The following is a 19701-nucleotide window of genomic DNA, read 5'->3' as shown; positions in this document are numbered from 1 at the left end:
AAACTCACAGTAACCCAGATCACCTGCTTTTACCGTGGCCTGGACCTCAGCAAGCGCCACCGGATCATAGCGCGGGATATCCGCTGTCCTGTATTTTGGAAAAACAAGAGAGTATTCTTTCATGTACGTCTTCCCATCGGGGCTTAGAGTAACCCGAAAAACTAACTCGGGCCTGTTACCTTCCTTTACAAGATATGTACTGTTCATTATGGCATCTCCTGTGTTGTTCTATATACGACACAAATATAGCACCTGCAAAGATCAGGGGTGAACTGATCTTTATTACAGGCATCCCATCTCATGTCCATATGTACATTAATCCTTAATGTATTTAAGTTAAATGGTTATAAAAATAAGTATAATAGATAATAAAAGTACTGTTTTTCAATAATACCCGATATTATAATAAGCCAGCACGGCAATTGTGCCTCATGACACTTCTATCCAGAAAAGAACTAAGAGAGAGAATATTGGCAAAACCACCACTGATGGAAAACATGGTAGATATGGAAACGCAGCTTCAGCCCAATAGCGTTGAGATGACGCTGCAACGCGTTGAAGTGATGGTAGGAGCTGGTGCTATTGATTTTGATAACTCCTGCAGAAAACTCCCCTTAAGCAGATCGCTTGAATTCGACGAGGATGGTTGGCTATTCCTTCTTCCCGGAACTTACAAAGTGATATTCAATGAGGTAGTCAACATACCAAAAGACTTGGCTGCTATAGCAAGACCGCGGTCCACAATGCTTAGATGCGGCGTGAACATAGGTACTGCCGTATGGGATTCCGGCTATAGAGGAAGGAGCGAATCCATGTTGGTGGTGCACAACCCGGAGGGTTTCAACCTGCGCAAGAATGCACGTATCATACAACTACTGTTCTACGAGTTACAAGCAGAAGTGGAAGGAGGCTATAAAGGCCAATACCAGTATGAGAACATCTGAACACATAATTGCCACGTAAAGAATATGTATGTTCAATCAGTTATAGCAATTCATGAGTGAGATTGGTAAATCTGTAAGGATGGAAAGGATCTTCAACCGTAATACCGGGAAGACTATAATCATACCCTTGGACCATGGGGTGGGTGCAGGACCGATCAAAGGCATTATAGACCTCCCAACCACTGTGAACAAAGTTGCAGAGGGCGGAGCTAATGCAGTGCTTGGACATATGGGACTGCCCAGATATGGCCACAGAGGATACGGAAGAGATATAGGACTTATAATTCACCTTTCAGCCTCCACATCCCTGGGGCCCGATCCTAACCACAAGGTATTGGTAACCACTGTAGAAGAAGCAATAAAGATCGGTGCAGATGCTGTTTCAGTACACATAAATGTAGGGGCAGATGATGAAGCACAGATGCTGAAGGATCTTGGTTTTATTGCAAGGGCATGCGATGAATGGGGAATGCCATTAATTGCCATGATGTATCCGAGAGGACCGAAGGTCACATCTGAACACGATGTGAAGTTCGTGAAGCATGCTGCACGTATTGGAGCTGAACTTGGGGCTGACATTGTCAAGACGAATTATACCGGAACGATAGAAACTTTTAGAGAAGTAGTAGAGGGATGCCCGGTACCTGTTGTTATAGCCGGTGGGCCACAAATGGACACTGAGAGACAATTGCTTCAAATGGTATATGACTCCCTGCAGGCGGGCGGAAGTGGTGTTGCCATCGGAAGGAATGTATTCCAGTCTGAAGATCCGGTAAAACTTGTATCCCATATCTCCAAAATTGTTCATGATGGAATGACAGTAGAGGAAATACTGGGCGAATAAAAACCATTTAACTTTTACTTTTTTAGAATACATGTACCAAGGCAGTGTTAACTCTATTCTCCAATGGAAGTAGGGGGGTTTACTGCTCATATGCACAGTAAGGATATTTGAATGACTTGCATGAACAAAAAGATATTTTTATGAAAAACAGTTGTTAGAAGAGGAGTAAAGCAAGGCCTTTGATTTTTAAAAGACTCATTGAAATGATTGTTGGTGGTGGTACGATATGAAAATGCTTCTTTCGGCCTTGCCTAACTCTTTGTATATGTGAACACGCATATAAGCATTATGGACCCGTATTCCCATTTTTATGAACATAGTTGAACAATATAGTTGATCCTGATAACCTCGATAATGTTAAATCCAATGGGAATATCGATGTCCTATCATAGAATAACATTCATACGAGTAATAATTATTTTTGAGGATCATTATGGATAGATATGAGCAGGTTATAGAACTGGCTAAACGCCGTGGATTCTTGTGGAACTCCTTCGAGCTGTACGGAGGAACAGCCGGATTCTATGATTACGGACCCTTAGGAAGCACTTTGAAACGCAGAATAGAACAGATCTGGCGTGAAATATACGTTATACAGGAAGGGTTTATGGAGATCGAGTGCCCGACCATAGGAATTGAGGAGGTGTTCGTAGCATCAGGCCATGTGGGAGGATTCTCCGATCCCCTCTGCGAGTGCAAGCAGTGTGGTGAAGCATTCAGAGCGGACCATCTGATAAAGCACATAGTTGAAGAAGCAGATGGCTTCAGCGATGAGGAATTAGATAACGTTATCGCCCAAAACAGTGTTAAATGTCCTGAATGTGGAGGAGATCTGGGAAATACCTACGAATTCAACCTCATGTTCAAGACCCAGATAGGTCCCGGAACCGGAAGAAAGGGTTACCTCAGGCCTGAAACAGCCCAGGGAATGTTCGTGGATTTTCTGAGGCTTGCAAGATATTACCGTGACAAACTTCCCTTTGGTGCAACCCAGATCGGAAAATCATACCGTAATGAAATATCACCAAGGCAGGGAGTTATAAGGCTTAGGGAGTTCACCCAGGCAGAAGCTGAGATCTTCATCGACCCAAAGGACAAGCGCCATCCCAATATCCAAAGATTTGAAAATACGGCAATTAACTTTTATTCTGACGCAGCGCAGGACAAAGGAGAATCCGAAATTATGACGGTCAGGGAAGCTGTGGACAATGGTATCATTGCGCATGAGTTCCTTGCCTATCAAGTGGCATTAGTAAATCATTTCCTGCAGCGCGTTGGCATCGCCCCGGAAAAGTTGAGGTTCAGGCAGCATAGGAAAGATGAAATGGCCCACTATGCCATAGACTGCTGGGATGCGGAGATCCTTACTGACAGATTCGGCTGGGTGGAAGTAGTGGGTATTGCTGATAGGACGGATTACGACCTTTCAGCGCATGCCAACATGAGTAAAACAGAACTTTCCATTTTTATCGAGTACGAGCAACCAAAGATGGTGGAAAAGTTTGTGGTCAAACCCAATATGGGGAAAATGGGACCGATGTTCAAAGGCAAAGCAAAGGTTGTTGCCGAAGCCCTTAAAGCCCTTATGGCCGAAGAGCTGGAAAAAAAAGAGATCAAAGTCATAGCCGATGGAGAAGAATTTTCCGTACCAAGAGAAATGGTGGAGTTCGCCCAGGAGACAATCAAGATCAGCGGAGAGAGCATAATTCCTCACGTCATAGAACCTTCATTTGGTATAGACAGGATACTGTACTCCGTTATGGAACATGCCTATGATGAGGAAATGATTCCAGCCAAAGAGTCTGAAGAGGAAACGGAAGATGAGGCAAGGATAGTTCTGAGGTTCAAGAAAGAGGTATCACCTGTAAAAGTGGCAGTATTGCCATTGCTAACCAGACAGGAACTCATAGAACCTTCAAAGGAAATAGCCAATAAGCTAAGGGATAAAGGCCTTCTGGTAGCTTATGATGATTCAGGAGCTATTGGCCGCCGCTACAGGCGTAATGATGAGATAGGCACACCGTATTGTATCACCATTGACTACGATACACTGCAAGACAATACAGTGACCATAAGAGACAGGGATAGCATGCAGCAGGTGAGAGCACCTATTGAGAAGATAGAGGATGTGCTCTATGAACTTGTGTATACGGACAGAGAATTCGAAACTACAGGAAAGCCTTTGTAATACTTTCACTGTGCTTGCACATATTTAAAAATATAAGGGTTGTATATGTTACAGTCGAGAAGCAGAATGTAACATGACAACCTACATCAAACACCCCCTCATATTACCTGACACCGTTGAGCAGAGGCTTTATCAGCTTGACCTTGCAGGCCGGGCCCTTTCCTCTCCCACATTGATAGTGCTGCCTACTGGTCTTGGGAAAACCATTGTTTCGTTGCTTGTAATTGCAGCCAGGATGGAAAAATTAGGAGGAAGAGCCCTTGTACTTTCTCCTACAAAACCCCTAGTGGAACAGCATGCAGCTTTTTTCAAGAAAGTAATGAAGATACCTGAAGAGCAGATCATCGCTTTTACCGGAAGCGTGGTTCCTGAAAAAAGAGCAGAACTCTGGAAAACTGGAAAGGTTATCGTTTCCACACCACAGGTTATAGAAAACGATGTACTTACTAAACGCATTAGTCTTGATGATGTCTGTCATATAACATTCGATGAAGCCCACAGAGCCGTAGGGAACTACGCTTACACATACATAGCAGAGAAATATTTTGAAAATGCAAAGAACCCTCATTGCCTGGGAATAACCGCAAGTCCCGGAAGTACTGATGAGAAAATAAGCGAAGTGTGTGAAGCACTGCATATCAGGTCAGTTGCTGTGAAGACCGAATCTGATAGCGATGTTAGGCCTTATATCCATAAGAAAGAGATCGAATGGATAAAGATCGAGCTCCCTAAAGACATGGCCGAGATCAAAGGGCTGCTTGAAAAAGTGACAGAGGAAAGGTTCACAAAACTTACAGAGCTTGGATTTCCCGTACATAACCCAAAATTCGTTACAAAAAAAGAACTGCTTGGGATGCAGAAAAAACTCCAGGAGGAACTGAGAGGTTTACCTGATCCTTCGGTCTATGGAGCAATATCAATTGTCGCCGAGATAATGAAGGTCAGCCATGCAGTAGAGATCATAGAGACACAAGGGATAGAATCCTTGCGCAAGTACATGGAAAGGCTAGAACATGAAGCATATTCCAAAAGCGGTAGTAAAGCTTCAAAAAGGTTGGCTGAGGATCTCTATATGCGGCAGGCCATTCACCGGATAAAAGATACTGATAGTGAACATCCGAAACTTGATCTGGTGAAAAACATCGTATCCAAACAGATAGCTGGCAGACCGGAATCAAGAGTAATAGTTTTCACGAATTACAGGGATACTGCGGATATGGTCACAACTTCCCTGGAAGCAATGGAAGATATTCGTCCTGTACGATTTGTAGGACAAAGCTCGAAATACAAAGATAAAGGTCTTACTCAAAAGCAGCAGGTACAGATCATTGAGGATTTCAAAAAGGGCGGATACAACGTACTGGTGGCAACTTCTGTAGCAGAGGAAGGATTGGACATACCCTCAACTGACCTTGTGGTCTTTTATGAACCCATTCCTTCCGAGATAAGGAGCATACAGCGCAAAGGCAGAACAGCAAGAAAACATGCTGGCAGAGTTGTGGTGCTAGTCACCAAAGGCACACGGGATGAAGGTTATTACTGGAGCAGCCTGTCAAAGGAACGCCGGATGCACAGCAATATGAAAGAGTTGCAGGAGCTTATGCCTGCAAATGCTCCCACTTTGGAACAATATGCTCCACCACTGATCGAAAAGGACCAGAAGCAATTATCAGAATTTGAGAACAAAGGCATAAGGGTCGTTATAGATCATCGGGAAGTTCGCAGCCAGGTTGCCAGAGAGCTTGAAAAGCTTGGGGCAGATATAGATGTTAAGACCCTGGAAGTAGGAGACTATGTTATCAGCGAAAGGATCGCAATCGAGAGAAAGAGCGCAGAGGATCTTGTGAATTCTCTTCTGAACAACACTTTGTTCGAGCAGATCTCAAATATTTCACGTACCTATGAAAAGCCTGTGCTGTTAATAGAAGGCGGGGGCTTATTTTCAGCACGTCAGATTAGTCCTAAGTCGATACATGGAACTCTTGCCTCCATAGGAATAGACTTTGGAGTATCCATATTCTACACACGGGATGCTGAAGATAGTGCTACGTTCATCCACACACTTGCAAAGAGGGAACAATCCGATGAAAAGAGGGAGATTAAGATTCATGGCAAAAAGGCCTCCCAAATGTTATCAGAGCAACAGGAATACATAGTCTCGGCCATCAGTGAGATAGGACCGAAAGCAGCAAAAAATCTGCTTAAGCATTTAGGCAGTGTGGAGAATGTGATGAAAGCAGAATATGAAGAATTAATAAAGGTCCAGAACATTGGACCAAAAACAGCTTCCCGAATAAGAGAAGTTGTATCCGGAAAGTATAAAGGATAAGCCAGTGCTTTGACCTTATCCTTTTTTGAAATTACTTCTTCAGCCGGTCTAGTACATCCAGGCTTTTTTCAATTAGATCAAGAAACTCTTTTATCCTGCGTGGATCCTGTTCCGGTTGCATGGAGCGCGCAAGCATGATGGCTTTCGTTATCATGATCTCTTCCAGATCAGATAGAGAAAGGCCAGAGATAGCCTTACATTGGACTGAAGCCTCTGAGCTCACAGAAGTTGCACTCTTAACTTCAGCCGGGGAGACACTTGCAGAGGGAATTGCATCTGCTGAAGAGATGACTTGTCTTGCCTCTACACTGCCAGCTATAATGGAAGAAAGATCAGCCTGTTTCTCTTGCACCTGAACAGAAGGTTTTTGTCCCGTATCACATACCGGACAAATGACATTACCTTTATACCTGAACAATGGAGCTCCGCATTCCGAGCAATGCTGTGCCAGCATTGTACCACCGATCTCAAGCATTCGTGAGATCTTGTTTATTGATTCTTCATCCTTTTGACTCATGTATTCCTCTGTTACGTCATTGAGATATTACCAATGAAAGTCTTTTTATACCATATAATGGTTTAGTTGTAACTTGAGTATCTTATTTTAGTGATAAGTCATCTGAAGGTGATTTGTATGGCAAACGATTTTAAAGATGTTATAAACCAGTGTATACAGATATTAGAGCAGATCGCAAACGACAGTTCTGTTCCAAGGAATATAAGGCGTTCTGCAAGTGATGTGCTGACCACACTGAAAAATGAAGGGGAGCCTCTGTTCATGAGGACAACAGCAAGCATTTCGATCTTAGAAGACATTAGCAACGATCCAAACATTCCATTACACACCCGTACCCTGATATGGAATGTTGCAAGTCAGCTCGAAACAATTCCTGTAGATGATTAATCCTTCCTTTTAAGGAACATGGATGTTATCCTGTAAGGAGTACATCCTCTTAAACCCATTTCTAAATTTGTGTTCATAGGCTTCGACTGATCGTGGCCTTTAAGAAGAGACATTTACTGAGATACTACCCTTGTTAGTTGCAATTATGACAAATACATGATAGAATTTGAATAAGAAAGAAGGGACCATGATAAGAAGTATCATTGAAAATATCAGAGAAGAGCTGGAAGAAAAAGACAAAGCCAGAGAGCAAGGCATAACATTGTCAAGGGAAGTGGTGCGCAATTGCAGAGTGTCAATGCAGCATGTCCACAAGATGGAACTTGAACGGGCATATTCCATGATCCAAACTGCAAGAGATAACATGGAAAAAATGATTTCAGTTCTTAAAAATCAGCCTGATATATTTTATGCGGGTTTTGTGGAACATGCCCAGCAGGAATTTACAGAATGTAGCGTTATATATGCACTTGTTTCTGGAAAAAGCATCCCTGAGCCTGGAGAATTAAAAGTGGAACCTGTGGCATACCTCAATGGATTGGGAGATGTAGGAGGAGAAATAAAAAGGCATATACTTGATCTAATACGCCAGGGGATGCTGGATGAAGGAGAAAGATACCTGAGCATCATGGAAGAACTGTACACAAGTTTGATGGTATTCGATTACCCTGATGCTATGACACATGGACTGCGGGCAAAGACAGACAGGCTGCGCCTGCTTCTGGAGATATCACGAGGAGAACTCACAGCAGCAGTCAGACAACAAAAACTTGAATTGGCTATGCAAGCGCTCGAAACTGAATTCAGATCCCGCAAATAAAGAAATAAATAATATCGCATCGAATTAATCACCATCCTAGAGGACATCACTATGAGATTCAACCCTGAAGATATCAAAGCAGCAGCAAAAGAAGACTTTGACACGGCATGGAACAACGGAAGGCAATATGTCAAAATATCACCCGTTAACCAGGGATACCCACACATGGAGCTGAACTATGGGAGAGTGCACCCGGTCTATGAAACCATCTCCCGCCTGCGTGAAGCATACCTGCGAATGGGTTTTCATGAGATGATGAATCCCCTTATTGTAGATGAAAAGGAAGTGCACAAACAATTCGGGCACGAGGCGCTTGCAGTACTTGACAGGTGTTTCTATCTAGGGGGACTACCCAGACCCAACGTGGGAATATCCGATGAACGGATAACCACAATAAAAGAGATGCTGGGGGATATTGGTGAAGAAGGTATCGAAAAGATAAGGAAGATACTTCACGCATATAAGAAAGGAGACATAGAGGGAGATGACCTGGTACCTGAAATGGCAATGGAACTAGGCGTTTCTGACTCATTAATAGTAGAGATGATAGACCAGGTTTTCCCCGAGTTCAAGGAATTGGCACCATTATGTGGCCGTAAGACATTGCGTAGTCACATGACCTCAGGCTGGTTCATAAGTCTTTCAGGAATACTGGAACGTGCTGAACCTCCTTTTAACTTTTTCTCCATAGATCGCTGTTTCAGAAGGGAACAGGCTGAAGACGCAGCGCGTCTCATGACTTATTATTCAGCTTCGTGTGTCATTATGAACGAGGATGTTACGGTAGACCATGGAAAAGCGGTTGCACAGGGTCTGCTGGCACAGTTCGGTTTTGAAAAGTTCAGGTTCAGGCCTGATGAAAAGAGAAGCAAGTACTATGTACCGGACACGCAGATAGAGGTCTTTGCATATCACCCCAAGCTTGTGGGTTCAAAGACAAAGTATTCTGATGGCTGGGTCGAAATAGCAACCTTTGGAATATATTCGCCTACAGCCCTTGCAGAGTACGAGATACCTTATCCTGTCATGAACCTCGGACTAGGAGTAGAAAGACTTGCTATGATCCTGTATGGTGCTATGGATATGCGTTCCCTTACATATCCGCAGATACCACAGTACTCCCCATGGATCATGCATGATAACGAGCTTGCACAGATGGTCTATGTGGAAAAGATACCTGCTACAGCTGAGGGGGAGCAGATAGTTGCTGCTATCGTAAAACAGTGCGAATTGCACGGCTCCGAACCTAGCCCATGTGAATTCGCTGCATGGGAAGGCACCCTACATGGCAGGAAAGTGAAAGTTTCAGTTGTGGAACCAGAGGAGAACACTAAACTCTGTGGTCCTGCAGCTTTCAACGAAGTGCTGGCATTTAAGAGCGATATTCTGGGACTACCCAATAATAAGAAGTGGGAAGAAGCTTTTGAAAATGATTCCGCAAAGTCAGGTATAAGGTTCATAGATGCCTTTGCCGCCCAGGCTGCGTGGGAGATAGAAGAAGCTGCAAAGAATGGTGAGAAACTGGTGGAAACGCGAGTGAGGATAGTGAAAGTGCCTTCGGAGATCAATGTAAGGATAAAGCCCCTAGCTCAGCGCTATATAACCAGCAATAATAAGAAGATCGATATAAGGGGACCAGTTTTCACAACAGTGAGGGCAGAGATCGAATGATCCTGCCTTGCGAACTGTTCGACCCAGAAGGAAGATCGCTCGAAGAACTAAAAGAGATACAACTGGACATATTCCAGTTGACCTCACAATAATATATTGAAATCTTAAAATTGAGATGACGATTTAATTCCGGCTATAGATGAACAAGCTAAAAAATAGAAAGGGGCTTGAGAGAAAAACCCAAACAATGGCCTGAGCTGATCACCTTGCATCGAAGAAGGGCATTTCTTCAGCATCCACTTTAGTGGCTTTGCAGACCTCATTAGATGTAACACGACGCACCCTTGATACAAACCTGGGTTCGAGCTGTATGCGCAACAGAGTCGTTTCACGTTCCTCATAATAGATATCATTGCTTTGGACCATCCTGTGAGTGATCACCTGATGTTTAAGCACTTTTGCGATGATACCCACCGTGCCTCCGCGCATGTCTTCAGGACAAACGTGAGTAATGAAGATTAAATCACCTATATTAGCCTTGTAAGCAGCAAAAAAATTTTGCGGACTACGTACTTCAATGGTAAGAGGATGGTGATTCCGCAACTCGGAAATCACTCGCTCGGACATACCCGTTAGTGCAATGTACTCCATACTATCACCCATACATGGGGAACTCTTTCCTCGGCGCAGGCTGCTGCTCAGTTGATTTTACATCCTCTGCAAGCCGTTGCATCTCGATCTCTATCTTCTCGGCCTGCTCGATCAGGCTTTCAGTATTCACTGAGAGATCATAGAGAAGATTTAACACATCGATCACCACTGCTGCTGCTCGCGGGTCTGGGTTTTGGCTCTGAGTAGCTCCCAAAAGGCTTATGGCCGGTATTTCCCTGACCAGGCATTCCGCCATAATGCTCCCCGATATACCGGAAATAGTACCCATCTGGAATACCTCCACTTTATCCTTTATCCTTTCAAGCATTTCAGGTGTTGTAGCTGCACCAAACACCTTGCGCTCTTCGGACATTGTAGCTATGCCTGCAATCGAAACTATTTCCTTTACGTTGATCGCCTTTGCCCAGTCCAATAATGCTCTGCTGATGTCATAGGATACCACCGGATTAATGGGTATATCTGAGACAACCATCACAATATTGCGCCCCTCACTTTCATATATCCTTACCGGCATATTGATGAGACCTTCATAAAGTACAGCTATCGGAGGAAAATGCCTTGAATCAATGGACCCCATATAAGTCATCTTGAGTTCATCTATGATCTGCTGGCTTGCTATATTTCCCACCAGACCTATTCCCGGAAAACCCTCTATAAGAACTGGATTCTCTGATTTGATGGGTTTTGTTACTATTTTCACGTTCTTGTCATCATAGTCTGTGTCTGCCAAAAGATCACCTGTTTCTACCTAACACTTATTTAATCGCTGATATTTTATACTGATCATGATAGATAAGAGCATCGTTCATAAAAATGAAGGAAGGGTAACATGGAAAAACCAATAATATACCTTGAAAGCACAGGCAAGGAGAATACACAACTGGTCATTGATGCTGCTATCAAAAGGGCCGAAGAGCTGGGGATCAAGCAAATCGTAGTGTCGAGTACCACCGGATATACGGCATTAGAGATGGCAAAAGCTGCAAAAGGAAAAATGCTGAAGATCATTTGTGTAAGCTACCAGTATGGAGTAAAAGGCGATGGAAAATGGGAGATGGAACTTGATACTTTGAAAGAATTGCAAAATATGGGAGTTGAAGTTGTCATCCAGTCCCATCTGTTCTCAGGAATAGAAAGAGCCATCTCAAACAAGCTTGGGGGAACCAGCAGAGTAGATGTGATATCAAATACGCTGCGTTCCTTGTTCGGCCAAGGCTTCAAGGTAGTTGTAGAAATAACAATGATGGCAGCTGACTCAGGTAAGATACCTGTGACCTCTGAAACAGAGGTAATTTCTATTGCTGGTACTGGCCACGGTGCAGACGTGGCTGTTGTGATCAGGCCTTCTCATTCACAAAAGTTTTTCGATGCTCAGATAAGAGAGATCATCGCCATGCCAAGGATAAGGCAATAAGCCAAAATACCTTTACTGGCTTCTTTCTTCTATTTTATTATCTGCTGACTCTGAATTAGTCTGAATTTTTGAATTGTGAGATACCACTGCATCTACAGTTCTATTGTGAAGATCTAGCGCAGACTTGAGAAAAAATGCTGTTAGGGCAACAGAAACTGCGAAAATTAGGATCGCAAGCAAAGAGACTGTTATAACATCCATGGGAATTCAAAGAAAATGAAAAGGAAGTACCAGAAGGCACTTCACTGGGGTTTTTCATACAGCTTTGTTTTCTGGAACTGCTTGCCTCCCTTTTTGGAGTGGGGCTGTCTGAAAACGCTGTCGTTAGCTTTCTCTATCTCACGTGCCTCGATTGCGAGCTGGGCTGCTGCCCTCATCATTTCGTGACCAGCGGCAGTTGTAAGAGCTACCTGTTCAAGTTCCTTCATCATGAAGCATGCCGGGAAGTTGATCTTTGCGACCATGTCAGCCATGTGGAGTGCTGCAAGACCCTTTGCTTTTGCATAGGGGTTATTGAAGTGAGCTCTCTCGATACATACCTCTGGCTTTGCAACAATGTGGGGTAGCTGGATAGGCTCGCCTGCATCGACCTGGGCTGCGACCTTGTCCAGCTCTTCCTGAATGAGTCTTACAACACCACAGGTAGAAAGGACTTTCATTGCATCAGAGTTGAAGGATGCCATCTCTACAGCGTCAAGGAACTCGGTCTTTGCACCTATGAGTGGGTCTACGGTCATAATGATGTAACCGAAACCTGCCTGCTGAAGAGCCTCGCGGTCCTCTTTCTTGGTAGGGCCGTCTGAAACGATTATGCATGGAACATCTTTGTAAAGTTCACGTGCTGCAGTTGGACCTGGAGCGCTGGAGTTGGGGCTGATCATTACGTAGAAATCTGCCCCCATTTTCTTTAAATCTGCGGTCGCAGCTGCTTCATCTTTGCCCATTTTGGGACCTGTACCGAATACACGTACAGTGATACCTTCTCTTGCTGCGATCTCATCCTGTACCAGGTCAATAACCTGGCTCATACCTAAATTACCTAACTTAATGATTCCAATCTTGGCCATGTAAAATCACAGTACAGCAATAGTGCAGTGTAGAATATATTACTTTTGGAAACAGAACAGACCTAAATATGACAATTACAAGATTGGAGTAACTGACAAGAATCTATCCGAAAAGGTTAAAAGCAATGTCATTTATTTCACATCAGCCTGTTCCATAAGCCCCATTTACAATCTTAAATCCTAGGTAGATCAAGTGAGTTATATAAGTGGTCTTTCTGAGAAAAGTAATAGTAGTAAGAAACTGATAGTTTTTGATATGGACAGTACGCTGATCGATGCTGAAACTATCGATGAGCTTGCTAAGGCGGCGGGAGTTGGTCAAGAGGTATCAGCAATAACCGAAAGGGCCATGAAAGGAGAAATCGAGTTCTCTCAGGCACTTACTGAAAGGGTAAGACTTCTGAAAGGATTGAGCTTGGAAGATGCGAGAACGGCTCTGGACAAGATGCCTCTAATGCCTGGTGCTAAAGAACTGATCAGTTTCGTGAAATCCGTAGGATATACTACTGCAATGGTATCCGGAGGATTTACACTATCTTCGGAAAGAGTGGGAAAACTACTTGGGATCGACCATGTAGTATCCAACGAACTAATAGTAAAGGAAGGGATCATCACTGGTGAAGTGGAAGGAGCCCTTACTGCACAGAACTCAAAGGAACTGGTGCTTGAAGAAATTGCAGCTCAGCACGGGATCGCACCTGAAGATTGCATAGTTGTAGGTGACGGAGCAAATGATATATGTATCTTCAAAAGAGCAAGATATGCTATAGCATTCAATTCGAAGCCTGTATTACGACAGCATGCAGACGTTGTGATAATAGAGAAGAACCTCAAAGCTGTGATACCGGTCATCGAGTCTTTCGATCCGGATCAGCGGTGTGTATCGTGCATTAGAAATGCATGAAATGCCGGCTTCAATGCCGGAGAGGGAGGATTAACAAGCGATGTTGAAAGAACTGAACGAGAAGAAGACAGAACTGAAAAGACTGTCTGAGGAATACAAGATACAGCGCAACGAACTCAATGCCGAGGCAAGCAAGCTTGCTGCAAAGCGCAATGAGCTCAACAAGAAGACAAAAGACCTTATCAACGAGGCTCAGAATTATAAGAACCTTCGCGATGAGAACAATGTGAAGGTCAAAGAGCATAAGGACTCCAGGGATGAGATCAATAATAGGGCCAATGAGATCTATGCCCAGATAGATACCATACGCGGAGAGAATAACCTTACAGGCCCATCCATCAAGGATATCCGTAAAGATATCGATCGCCTGGAATTCGCACAGCAGACAGAGGTCCTGAGCACAAGTAAGGAAAGAGAACTTGTAAACAAGATCACAGAGCTGCGTAAGGTGTACAATGCCAAAAAGCAGCAGCTTGAAGGCAACCAGGAACTAAAGGAACTGCTCACGAAGGCACAGGAGATAAGGGACGAGGCTTCAAAGGAGCACACATTGCTTTCTGAGTACGCACAGAAAGCACAGGAATACCATGACCTTATGATAGCCACCTTTAAGGAAGCTGACAAGATACGTGCAGAATCCGATGCCGCTCACAAGGAATTCGTAAAGTTCCAGGAAAGTGCAGATGAGAAGCACAAGAAGTTCATCGCTGCCCAGAAAGAGATAAGGGACATTGATAAAGAGGTCCGCAAGCTCAAGAAGGGAGAAACTGACGGCAGAAGAGAAGTATCCAGGGCTGATATGCGCAAAGATGCTGAAGATATCTTTGACAAGTTCAAAGCCGGAGAAAAGCTCACCACAGAGAATCTCATGGCACTTCAGAGATCCGGACTATTATAAAAAGAAATAAATAAGGGTGTACTCACCCTTAAATTTCAATTTTGATTTTTTTAATCATTTAGATCCAGACGGATACGCCTGAATTCTGGATTGCGCATTAAGCATCTACCACTTGTAAATGAGGGGTCATTAGTAATCTTTTTCCATACAGATCTCAGGCTATCAGTATGTATATTACCATAACTTAAAGGAAGGCAGGAACATGGCCATACGTTCCCTTCCGGAGTTATATGCAGCCATTTCCTCCCGGCAAAACAACCCATTTTTCCCACTATATGAGGGATAGGAAATATCCGTGGACCATCGATATTACTTGTACGGAGCACAAAATCATCGAATTTTTTATGGTCTTCAGCAGAGAGCACCTCGTTCGTATGTTCAAGCCATCTGCCCGTAGGAACTATCTCAAAGAATGAAATTTCGTGTACGCCTGTTTCACGAGCCAATTGGTAGAAATCGTCCAATTCATGTATGTTCCTCGGAGAGATAACCACATAGATATTGACAAGCAGACCAGCCTCTACTCCATTACTTATCGCAGACAACGCATCTCTGAATACACCCGGTCGCCCACGCATAAGATCATGACCCTCTTCATGAGCACTGTCCAAGCTCACACTAAGCATATACAGGCCAGCCTCTTTGAGGCTTTGTGCACGCTCCGCAGTAAAACCCACACCTGAAGTGAACAGACCGGGAATAGCACACTGCTGGTCCACATGAGATATCAGCTCTTCCAGACCCGTATAAAGCAAGGGTTCTCCTCCGTCAAATATAATTAAAGTAGTACCGATCTCCTGTGCCTGATCGATGATCGACCTCACAACATTTGGTTCCAACCTTGCACGATTCTTTGTATCCGGCAATGCACAGTGAAGGCATTTATTGGGACAGTCCTCGGTAATGGAAATAGTCAATTGCTCGGGTACATATTTACCCCTCATGTTACCCATCTGGCTGGATACCAATCGATCAAAGGGTTTGCCGGGTATGGGAGGCATCCAAGTGGAATAAATGAGTCTGTCAGTCTCCACCTTGGAAGGTTTTGTGCCATCGAACATCTGCATCAGGTCTTTTACCATCGAACTGAAAATAGGAGATACCAGACCTTCAGTATCCATCTTAACAAGACCATCCTGTACCGTTGCATAGACCTTGAAAAAGGGATTCCTGTAAAAGTAATACTTTTTCATAACCACTGTTCACTTCCTCCTCAATGCCGCCCTGTAGGCAAGCAATGAAGATGGCTTTTTCGTGAGCATGAAGAGACCTGTGCGCATTGCCTTGACCAGAGGATCACCTTGAATGAATGAAAGATCCTCGCCCTCAAATACCTGCATGATGGAATCTATCTCCTTATCTGTCATTTTGCGCAGGGTCTCAAGTGCGATACGACCCAGATAGTACTCATTTCTGTACTCTTGGTTCCAGCGTTTTCTGTACTCTGACAGAAATCTGGCAGAAACATCACCTTTTACAATAGCATCTGCCGCCACATCCCCGCACAGCTGACCAGCATGCATACCATATCCTATACCGGACTGGGCAGCAGAACCGCCAGTGACCATAACTCCTTCAGAGATTATCTCTCCCGGGATAGCGGCGATAGGGTCGCCCCCAACTGACTTGCTGATGAATGAGATGTCATCTAAGCCTTTCATTTTCTTGAAACGCTCAACCCAGGAATCAAAGAATAGGGAGACATCGTTTCCATGTCTTCGTACATATACTCCCAGAGTTGCACGATTACCGCCACATGGAGAATATGTTGATTTCCATCCGGGAGCGTGATTACCCACATAGTATTCGAACATATCCGGTTCTCCCAAATCTGGAGCCTCTACCTCAGCTTCCATAGACCATGCTATATCACGGGGATATTTGATGGGTTTCATACCCATAAGCCCTGCAATTCTGGAATTGATGCCATCAGAGATAATGACCAGTTTAGATTTTAACGTCCCTTCATTGGTACTTATAGAAAAGACACCTTCACTGCGGACCACATTCAGGGCTTCTGTCGACGTGCGGAGATCTACACCTGCCTTACGTACCTGCTGTGCATAATATTCATCGAATTTCTTGCGGTCCAGGAAATATGCCGGACTCTGTACAACAACCTCGCCGCCGGAAGGAGCTACTATATGTGCACCTTTGAGATTCTTTATCACATAGCTCTGATCGACTGTCTCACCGGTTTTATCAAACATTCCTTTAAAGAAAGTGTTTGCCGGATGAGTGGGATTACCGATTGCCTCTTTCCGATCGATCAGAATAACATTTGTTCCCTTTAAGGCAGCATTACGCGCAGCCATCATGCCTGCCGGAGAGGCACCAATTACTACAATATCTGCATCCATCACAATTACCTTACCATAATATAGAAGCGTAGCTGCTTGATAATACCATAAGGAGCACATCAACTATAAGTGAACCGAACATGATGCCCCTATAGCGCGAACCCTGAAGGAAGAGGCGGCCGCCCCTTTGAGGAGTTGGATGTTTAATAAAATCAAATGATTGTGACAACATCCATAGACCCGCAAGAATAGCACCAATAAAAAATACTGGGCCAAGATGGGCGGTAACACCTATTGCAATGGAAGCAATAACCCCTACTACCCACATGAGGGTCACGAATTGAGCAGTGTATGGTACACCAAAAGTTACAGGGAAAGTTGGCGCACCCCGTGCACGATCTCCTTCTACATCCCTTGCAACACCAGAAAGTGTGAAGCCCCAATCAGTAAAACACATCATAAGACCAAGGAAGATAGCGGGAAGGGGCAAAACAGAACCGTAATCAGGTTGCTTTAGTATGCCTGCAGGATCAAAGGCCAACCATATCCCAATAGGCACAAGACCATAAGCTATCCCTACGGGAACAAAACTTAAGAAAGTAGATCTTTTGGCTAAGCTTGAATATATACTGATGGTTGTCACTGCTACAATAAGCACAACGAATGATTCGGGATTGAGAATCAATGCAGCTGCTGATGCTATCATTGCAAGGAAAATAGCATATTTGAGAGCTTTTTGTTTGTTGAGCTGTGCAGATGGAAGGGGCCTGTTTGGAAGATTTATACTATCAATGTCCACATCACAACAGTCATTATATACATATGAGCTTGTGATGGCTGCATATCCTCCTATTAATGCTATGATAAATGACAGGAGGGGAGGTAGAGAACCTGTTGCCAGATAAGAAGCCAGCAATGCACTGGCTGCTGGCAGGGCAAGGTCCATCTCCGCTATTTCCGGCCTTAGCAATTCAATGAACGGATGGGTGGTCTTTGAGTCTGAGATTGAAACCAATTAAATCACCGCAATGAAAAAACCTACTTAAGGGGGATTTTACTTTTTATAGTTAATTAGATAATAGTAGCTACCTGTTTCAATTTCTCTACCAGTGGATGCTCAAACCTTTTTGCGATCATGAAAGTAAATGCTACATCTGGATTCAGTTCTATAAGTTTAAGGACATTCATATATGCCTGTTCAAGAGATTCATAGTCTGGAATGTGGACAGATTCTGTATTAAATGGATATATCTCAGCTAGCTCTTGAGGAAATGCACCAAATGGTGGTCTGAATATAAGAACATGATCAAAATCTGTGTCGATACGCGTAGGTGAAGCCCTGATGAGAGCTTTGCCGTTTAGTGAAAAACGGTCCAACCTACGAGAGAATCTCAAAACCTCAGGACGCTTGGACGACTCGGGTCCACAGTAGAAAAATGTGGATTTAGATGCTGGATCGTGCTGTTCCAGCCAATCAGAATACTTATACATCTGTTTCAGGGCTGAAAGTAACCTGGGATGGGCACGGCACCTTTGTTCCACAAGTTCCAGAAGATTACCTTCTTTTATGGATTGTTTTACATGACGCATTTCTTCAAACGTTGCATAAAGGTTGTGCCGAGCTAGGAGATCCTGGCAATTAGGCGCTTTTTTGAGTTGTTCTGCTGTATGGGATATACATATGGGACAAGAACAAGGAAGATATTGGAGTTGATCTACGTGATATGTACCTGCGGTAGTGATGTATCGCCTATCCTTAGCATAGAGAGCATAAGCTGCAGAATCGAACAGATCGCATCCAAGAGATACTGCGAGAGCGAACATCATGGGATGACCAGCCCCAAATAGATGAACCGGTGCAGAAGGATCCAATCCTTTCTTGGCAGAAATTATGACATCAACCAGATCTGCATAGCGGTATGTTTCCATGAGAGGGACAACCGCCCCGAATGGATACACATCAAAACCAACTTTTGAGAGGGTATGCGCACATTGCTCGCGCAGATCCGGATAACTTGATCCTTGAACCGGACCAGCTAGTAATATGTTACCTTTTACCAAATCTCTGGCAGCCTTCAGGCGTTGGATAGTGGTATTAAGTTCAGATTCTGCTTGCTCCCTGATAACATTAGGAGGTGTAGGAATATCCAGAGGTACAGCTATATCCGAACCTATCTTCTGCTGGAAATCCACAATTTGCTCGTTGGTTACTTCTACCTCACCGTATATAGATAATTGGAAAGATCCGGAATCAGTCATAATAGGACCATCAAAGTCCAAAAGGGAATGAAGACCATTGCTAAGCGCTTTTTGGCGTAGTTCCTCCTTGCGATAGATGATATAAGAATTAGTGATGAGCATTTGAGCGCCGAAATTTCGCATTTCTGAAGGCTTAATAGTCTGGATATTGGGATTGATAACAGGCATAACAGTAGGAGTTTCCACTACACCATGGGCAGTGGTGAGTTTACCTATGCGCCCTGCAGCATCCTTATGAAGGATCTCGAATCTGGATGTCATGAAGGGGTAGATAAAATTAAAGATATATGTATGTTGCCTCATGAAAAACTTCTGAATGAGGGGCAAATTGTAGTATTACAAGAAGGGCTATGCAATCTACTAACATCGATATTACTTGAGAATTTAGTAGGAACCGGTAGTAAGTTATTGTTATTAGAATTAGTATTAAAATCATAGAGTGAGCATAGCAGCGATCCGAAGTTCCCAAAGGCTCGCGCACTTAAGTACAGTACGGAACGTGGACAGGCTTATCTTCTGTGTTCGGAATGGGTACAGGAGTTGCCCT

At 43.9% G+C, this 19701-nt stretch carries 19 protein-coding genes and 1 rRNA gene; 10 read left to right on the top strand and 10 right to left on the bottom strand.

Translation table 11 applies throughout. The features are described from left to right. Positions 1-207, bottom strand: a 207-nt coding sequence (locus ACCM36_RS02145) for a hypothetical protein (protein WP_370572064.1), incomplete at its 3' end; no start/stop codon positions are given. Between the two features lie 224 nt (positions 208-431). Between ACCM36_RS02145 and ACCM36_RS02140 the strand changes: the two genes are divergently transcribed. The 4 genes from ACCM36_RS02140 to ACCM36_RS02125 all read left to right on the top strand — a co-directional run bounded on the left by ACCM36_RS02140 (position 432) and on the right by ACCM36_RS02125 (position 6305). Beyond that, entirely contained in the window at positions 432-944 is a 513-nt protein-coding gene (locus ACCM36_RS02140; RefSeq protein ID WP_370572063.1) for a deoxyuridine 5'-triphosphate nucleotidohydrolase, read from the top strand. Positions 945-996: 52 nt separating this feature from the next. After that, on the top strand, positions 997-1788 hold the full coding sequence (locus ACCM36_RS02135; RefSeq protein ID WP_370572062.1) for a 2-amino-3,7-dideoxy-D-threo-hept-6-ulosonate synthase: 792 nt from the start codon (positions 997-999) through the stop codon (positions 1786-1788). A gap of 433 nt (positions 1789-2221) precedes the next feature. Beyond that, entirely contained in the window at positions 2222-3976 is a 1755-nt protein-coding gene (glyS, locus tag ACCM36_RS02130; RefSeq protein ID WP_370572061.1) for a glycine--tRNA ligase, read from the top strand. A 73-nt stretch (positions 3977-4049) separates the two neighbouring features. Beyond that, positions 4050-6305 carry a DEAD/DEAH box helicase gene (locus ACCM36_RS02125; RefSeq protein ID WP_370572060.1) on the top strand — a complete coding sequence of 752 codons (2256 nt, stop codon included), beginning with the start codon at positions 4050-4052 and terminating at the stop codon, positions 6303-6305. A gap of 31 nt (positions 6306-6336) precedes the next feature. Here the strand turns inward: ACCM36_RS02125 and ACCM36_RS02120 are convergent, their stop codons facing one another. Further along, on the bottom strand, positions 6337-6822 hold the full coding sequence (locus ACCM36_RS02120; RefSeq protein WP_370572059.1) for an Sjogren's syndrome/scleroderma autoantigen 1 family protein: 486 nt from the start codon (positions 6820-6822) through the stop codon (positions 6337-6339). 117 nt (positions 6823-6939) lie between these two features. Between ACCM36_RS02120 and ACCM36_RS02115 the strand changes: the two genes are divergently transcribed. The 3 genes from ACCM36_RS02115 to sepS all read left to right on the top strand — a co-directional run bounded on the left by ACCM36_RS02115 (position 6940) and on the right by sepS (position 9700). Further along, positions 6940-7209, top strand: a complete 270-nt coding sequence (locus ACCM36_RS02115) for a UPF0147 family protein (protein WP_292353032.1) — start codon at positions 6940-6942, stop codon at positions 7207-7209. A gap of 187 nt (positions 7210-7396) precedes the next feature. After that, a complete protein-coding gene (locus ACCM36_RS02110; protein WP_370572057.1) occupies positions 7397-8029 on the top strand; it encodes a haloacid dehalogenase in 633 nt (210 codons plus the stop codon). Between the two features lie 51 nt (positions 8030-8080). Then, complete coding sequence (sepS, locus tag ACCM36_RS02105) at positions 8081-9700, top strand: O-phosphoserine--tRNA ligase (RefSeq protein ID WP_370572056.1); 1620 nt, start codon at positions 8081-8083, stop codon at positions 9698-9700. 201 nt (positions 9701-9901) lie between these two features. On the opposite strand, the gene ACCM36_RS02100 is transcribed toward sepS, so the two are convergent. Then, the gene (locus ACCM36_RS02100; RefSeq protein WP_370572055.1) at positions 9902-10291 is read right to left on the bottom strand and encodes a DUF473 domain-containing protein; all 390 of its coding nucleotides are present in this window, start codon (positions 10289-10291) and stop codon (positions 9902-9904) included. A 4-nt stretch (positions 10292-10295) separates the two neighbouring features. Continuing rightward, positions 10296-11042, bottom strand: coding sequence for a proteasome assembly chaperone family protein (locus tag ACCM36_RS02095; RefSeq protein WP_370572054.1), 747 nt, complete (start codon positions 11040-11042; stop codon positions 10296-10298). 99 nt (positions 11043-11141) lie between these two features. Here ACCM36_RS02095 and ACCM36_RS02090 point away from each other — a divergent pair, with 99 nt between their 5' ends. Next, positions 11142-11726, top strand: coding sequence for a pyruvate kinase alpha/beta domain-containing protein (locus tag ACCM36_RS02090; protein ID WP_370572053.1), 585 nt, complete (start codon positions 11142-11144; stop codon positions 11724-11726). A 242-nt stretch (positions 11727-11968) separates the two neighbouring features. Here the strand turns inward: ACCM36_RS02090 and ACCM36_RS02085 are convergent, their stop codons facing one another. Next, on the bottom strand, positions 11969-12793 hold the full coding sequence (locus ACCM36_RS02085; protein WP_370572052.1) for a F420-dependent methylenetetrahydromethanopterin dehydrogenase: 825 nt from the start codon (positions 12791-12793) through the stop codon (positions 11969-11971). A gap of 193 nt (positions 12794-12986) precedes the next feature. Between ACCM36_RS02085 and serB the strand changes: the two genes are divergently transcribed. Further along, positions 12987-13697 (top strand): phosphoserine phosphatase SerB, encoded by a 711-nt coding sequence (gene serB / locus ACCM36_RS02080; protein WP_370572051.1) that lies wholly within the window; start codon positions 12987-12989, stop codon positions 13695-13697. 40 nt (positions 13698-13737) lie between these two features. Continuing rightward, the gene (locus ACCM36_RS02075; protein ID WP_370572050.1) at positions 13738-14595 is read left to right on the top strand and encodes a coiled-coil protein; all 858 of its coding nucleotides are present in this window, start codon (positions 13738-13740) and stop codon (positions 14593-14595) included. 50 nt (positions 14596-14645) lie between these two features. On the opposite strand, the gene ACCM36_RS02070 is transcribed toward ACCM36_RS02075, so the two are convergent. From ACCM36_RS02070 to rrf, 5 genes are all read right to left on the bottom strand, one after another. Beyond that, the gene (locus ACCM36_RS02070; RefSeq protein WP_370572065.1) at positions 14646-15788 is read right to left on the bottom strand and encodes a radical SAM/SPASM domain-containing protein; all 1143 of its coding nucleotides are present in this window, start codon (positions 15786-15788) and stop codon (positions 14646-14648) included. Positions 15789-15797: 9 nt separating this feature from the next. Continuing rightward, complete coding sequence (locus ACCM36_RS02065) at positions 15798-16955, bottom strand: NAD(P)/FAD-dependent oxidoreductase (RefSeq protein ID WP_370572049.1); 1158 nt, start codon at positions 16953-16955, stop codon at positions 15798-15800. A 10-nt stretch (positions 16956-16965) separates the two neighbouring features. After that, a complete protein-coding gene (locus ACCM36_RS02060) occupies positions 16966-17910 on the bottom strand; it encodes a UbiA prenyltransferase family protein (RefSeq protein ID WP_370572048.1) in 945 nt (314 codons plus the stop codon). A 56-nt stretch (positions 17911-17966) separates the two neighbouring features. Beyond that, a complete protein-coding gene (gene tgtA / locus ACCM36_RS02055) occupies positions 17967-19415 on the bottom strand; it encodes a tRNA guanosine(15) transglycosylase TgtA (protein ID WP_370572047.1) in 1449 nt (482 codons plus the stop codon). A gap of 182 nt (positions 19416-19597) precedes the next feature. Continuing rightward, a 5S ribosomal RNA gene (rrf, locus tag ACCM36_RS02050) occupies positions 19598-19701 on the bottom strand; the annotation flags it as partial.

The sequence above is a fragment of the Methanomethylovorans sp. genome, from assembly GCF_041305605.1.
GTDB lineage: Archaea > Halobacteriota > Methanosarcinia > Methanosarcinales > Methanosarcinaceae > Methanomethylovorans.
Note: the sequence above shows the minus strand (reverse complement) of the source record. Positions and strands in the feature narration are given on the sequence as shown.

Coding starts and splice junctions, on each gene's coding strand:
- ACCM36_RS02125 (WP_370572060.1), top strand. CDS start 4,050: ATGACAACCTACATCAAACACCCCCTCATATTACCTGACACCGTTGAG.
- ACCM36_RS02075 (WP_370572050.1), top strand. CDS start 13,738: ATGTTGAAAGAACTGAACGAGAAGAAGACAGAACTGAAAAGACTGTCT.
- sepS (WP_370572056.1), top strand. CDS start 8,081: ATGAGATTCAACCCTGAAGATATCAAAGCAGCAGCAAAAGAAGACTTT.
- ACCM36_RS02110 (WP_370572057.1), top strand. CDS start 7,397: ATGATAAGAAGTATCATTGAAAATATCAGAGAAGAGCTGGAAGAAAAA.
- ACCM36_RS02070 (WP_370572065.1), bottom strand. CDS start 15,788: ATGAAAAAGTATTACTTTTACAGGAATCCCTTTTTCAAGGTCTATGCA.
- ACCM36_RS02090 (WP_370572053.1), top strand. CDS start 11,142: ATGGAAAAACCAATAATATACCTTGAAAGCACAGGCAAGGAGAATACA.
- glyS (WP_370572061.1), top strand. CDS start 2,222: ATGGATAGATATGAGCAGGTTATAGAACTGGCTAAACGCCGTGGATTC.
- ACCM36_RS02065 (WP_370572049.1), bottom strand. CDS start 16,955: ATGGATGCAGATATTGTAGTAATTGGTGCCTCTCCGGCAGGCATGATG.
- ACCM36_RS02100 (WP_370572055.1), bottom strand. CDS start 10,291: ATGGAGTACATTGCACTAACGGGTATGTCCGAGCGAGTGATTTCCGAG.
- ACCM36_RS02140 (WP_370572063.1), top strand. CDS start 432: ATGACACTTCTATCCAGAAAAGAACTAAGAGAGAGAATATTGGCAAAA.
- ACCM36_RS02115 (WP_292353032.1), top strand. CDS start 6,940: ATGGCAAACGATTTTAAAGATGTTATAAACCAGTGTATACAGATATTA.
- ACCM36_RS02135 (WP_370572062.1), top strand. CDS start 997: ATGAGTGAGATTGGTAAATCTGTAAGGATGGAAAGGATCTTCAACCGT.
- ACCM36_RS02085 (WP_370572052.1), bottom strand. CDS start 12,793: ATGGCCAAGATTGGAATCATTAAGTTAGGTAATTTAGGTATGAGCCAG.
- tgtA (WP_370572047.1), bottom strand. CDS start 19,415: ATGACATCCAGATTCGAGATCCTTCATAAGGATGCTGCAGGGCGCATA.
- ACCM36_RS02120 (WP_370572059.1), bottom strand. CDS start 6,822: ATGAGTCAAAAGGATGAAGAATCAATAAACAAGATCTCACGAATGCTT.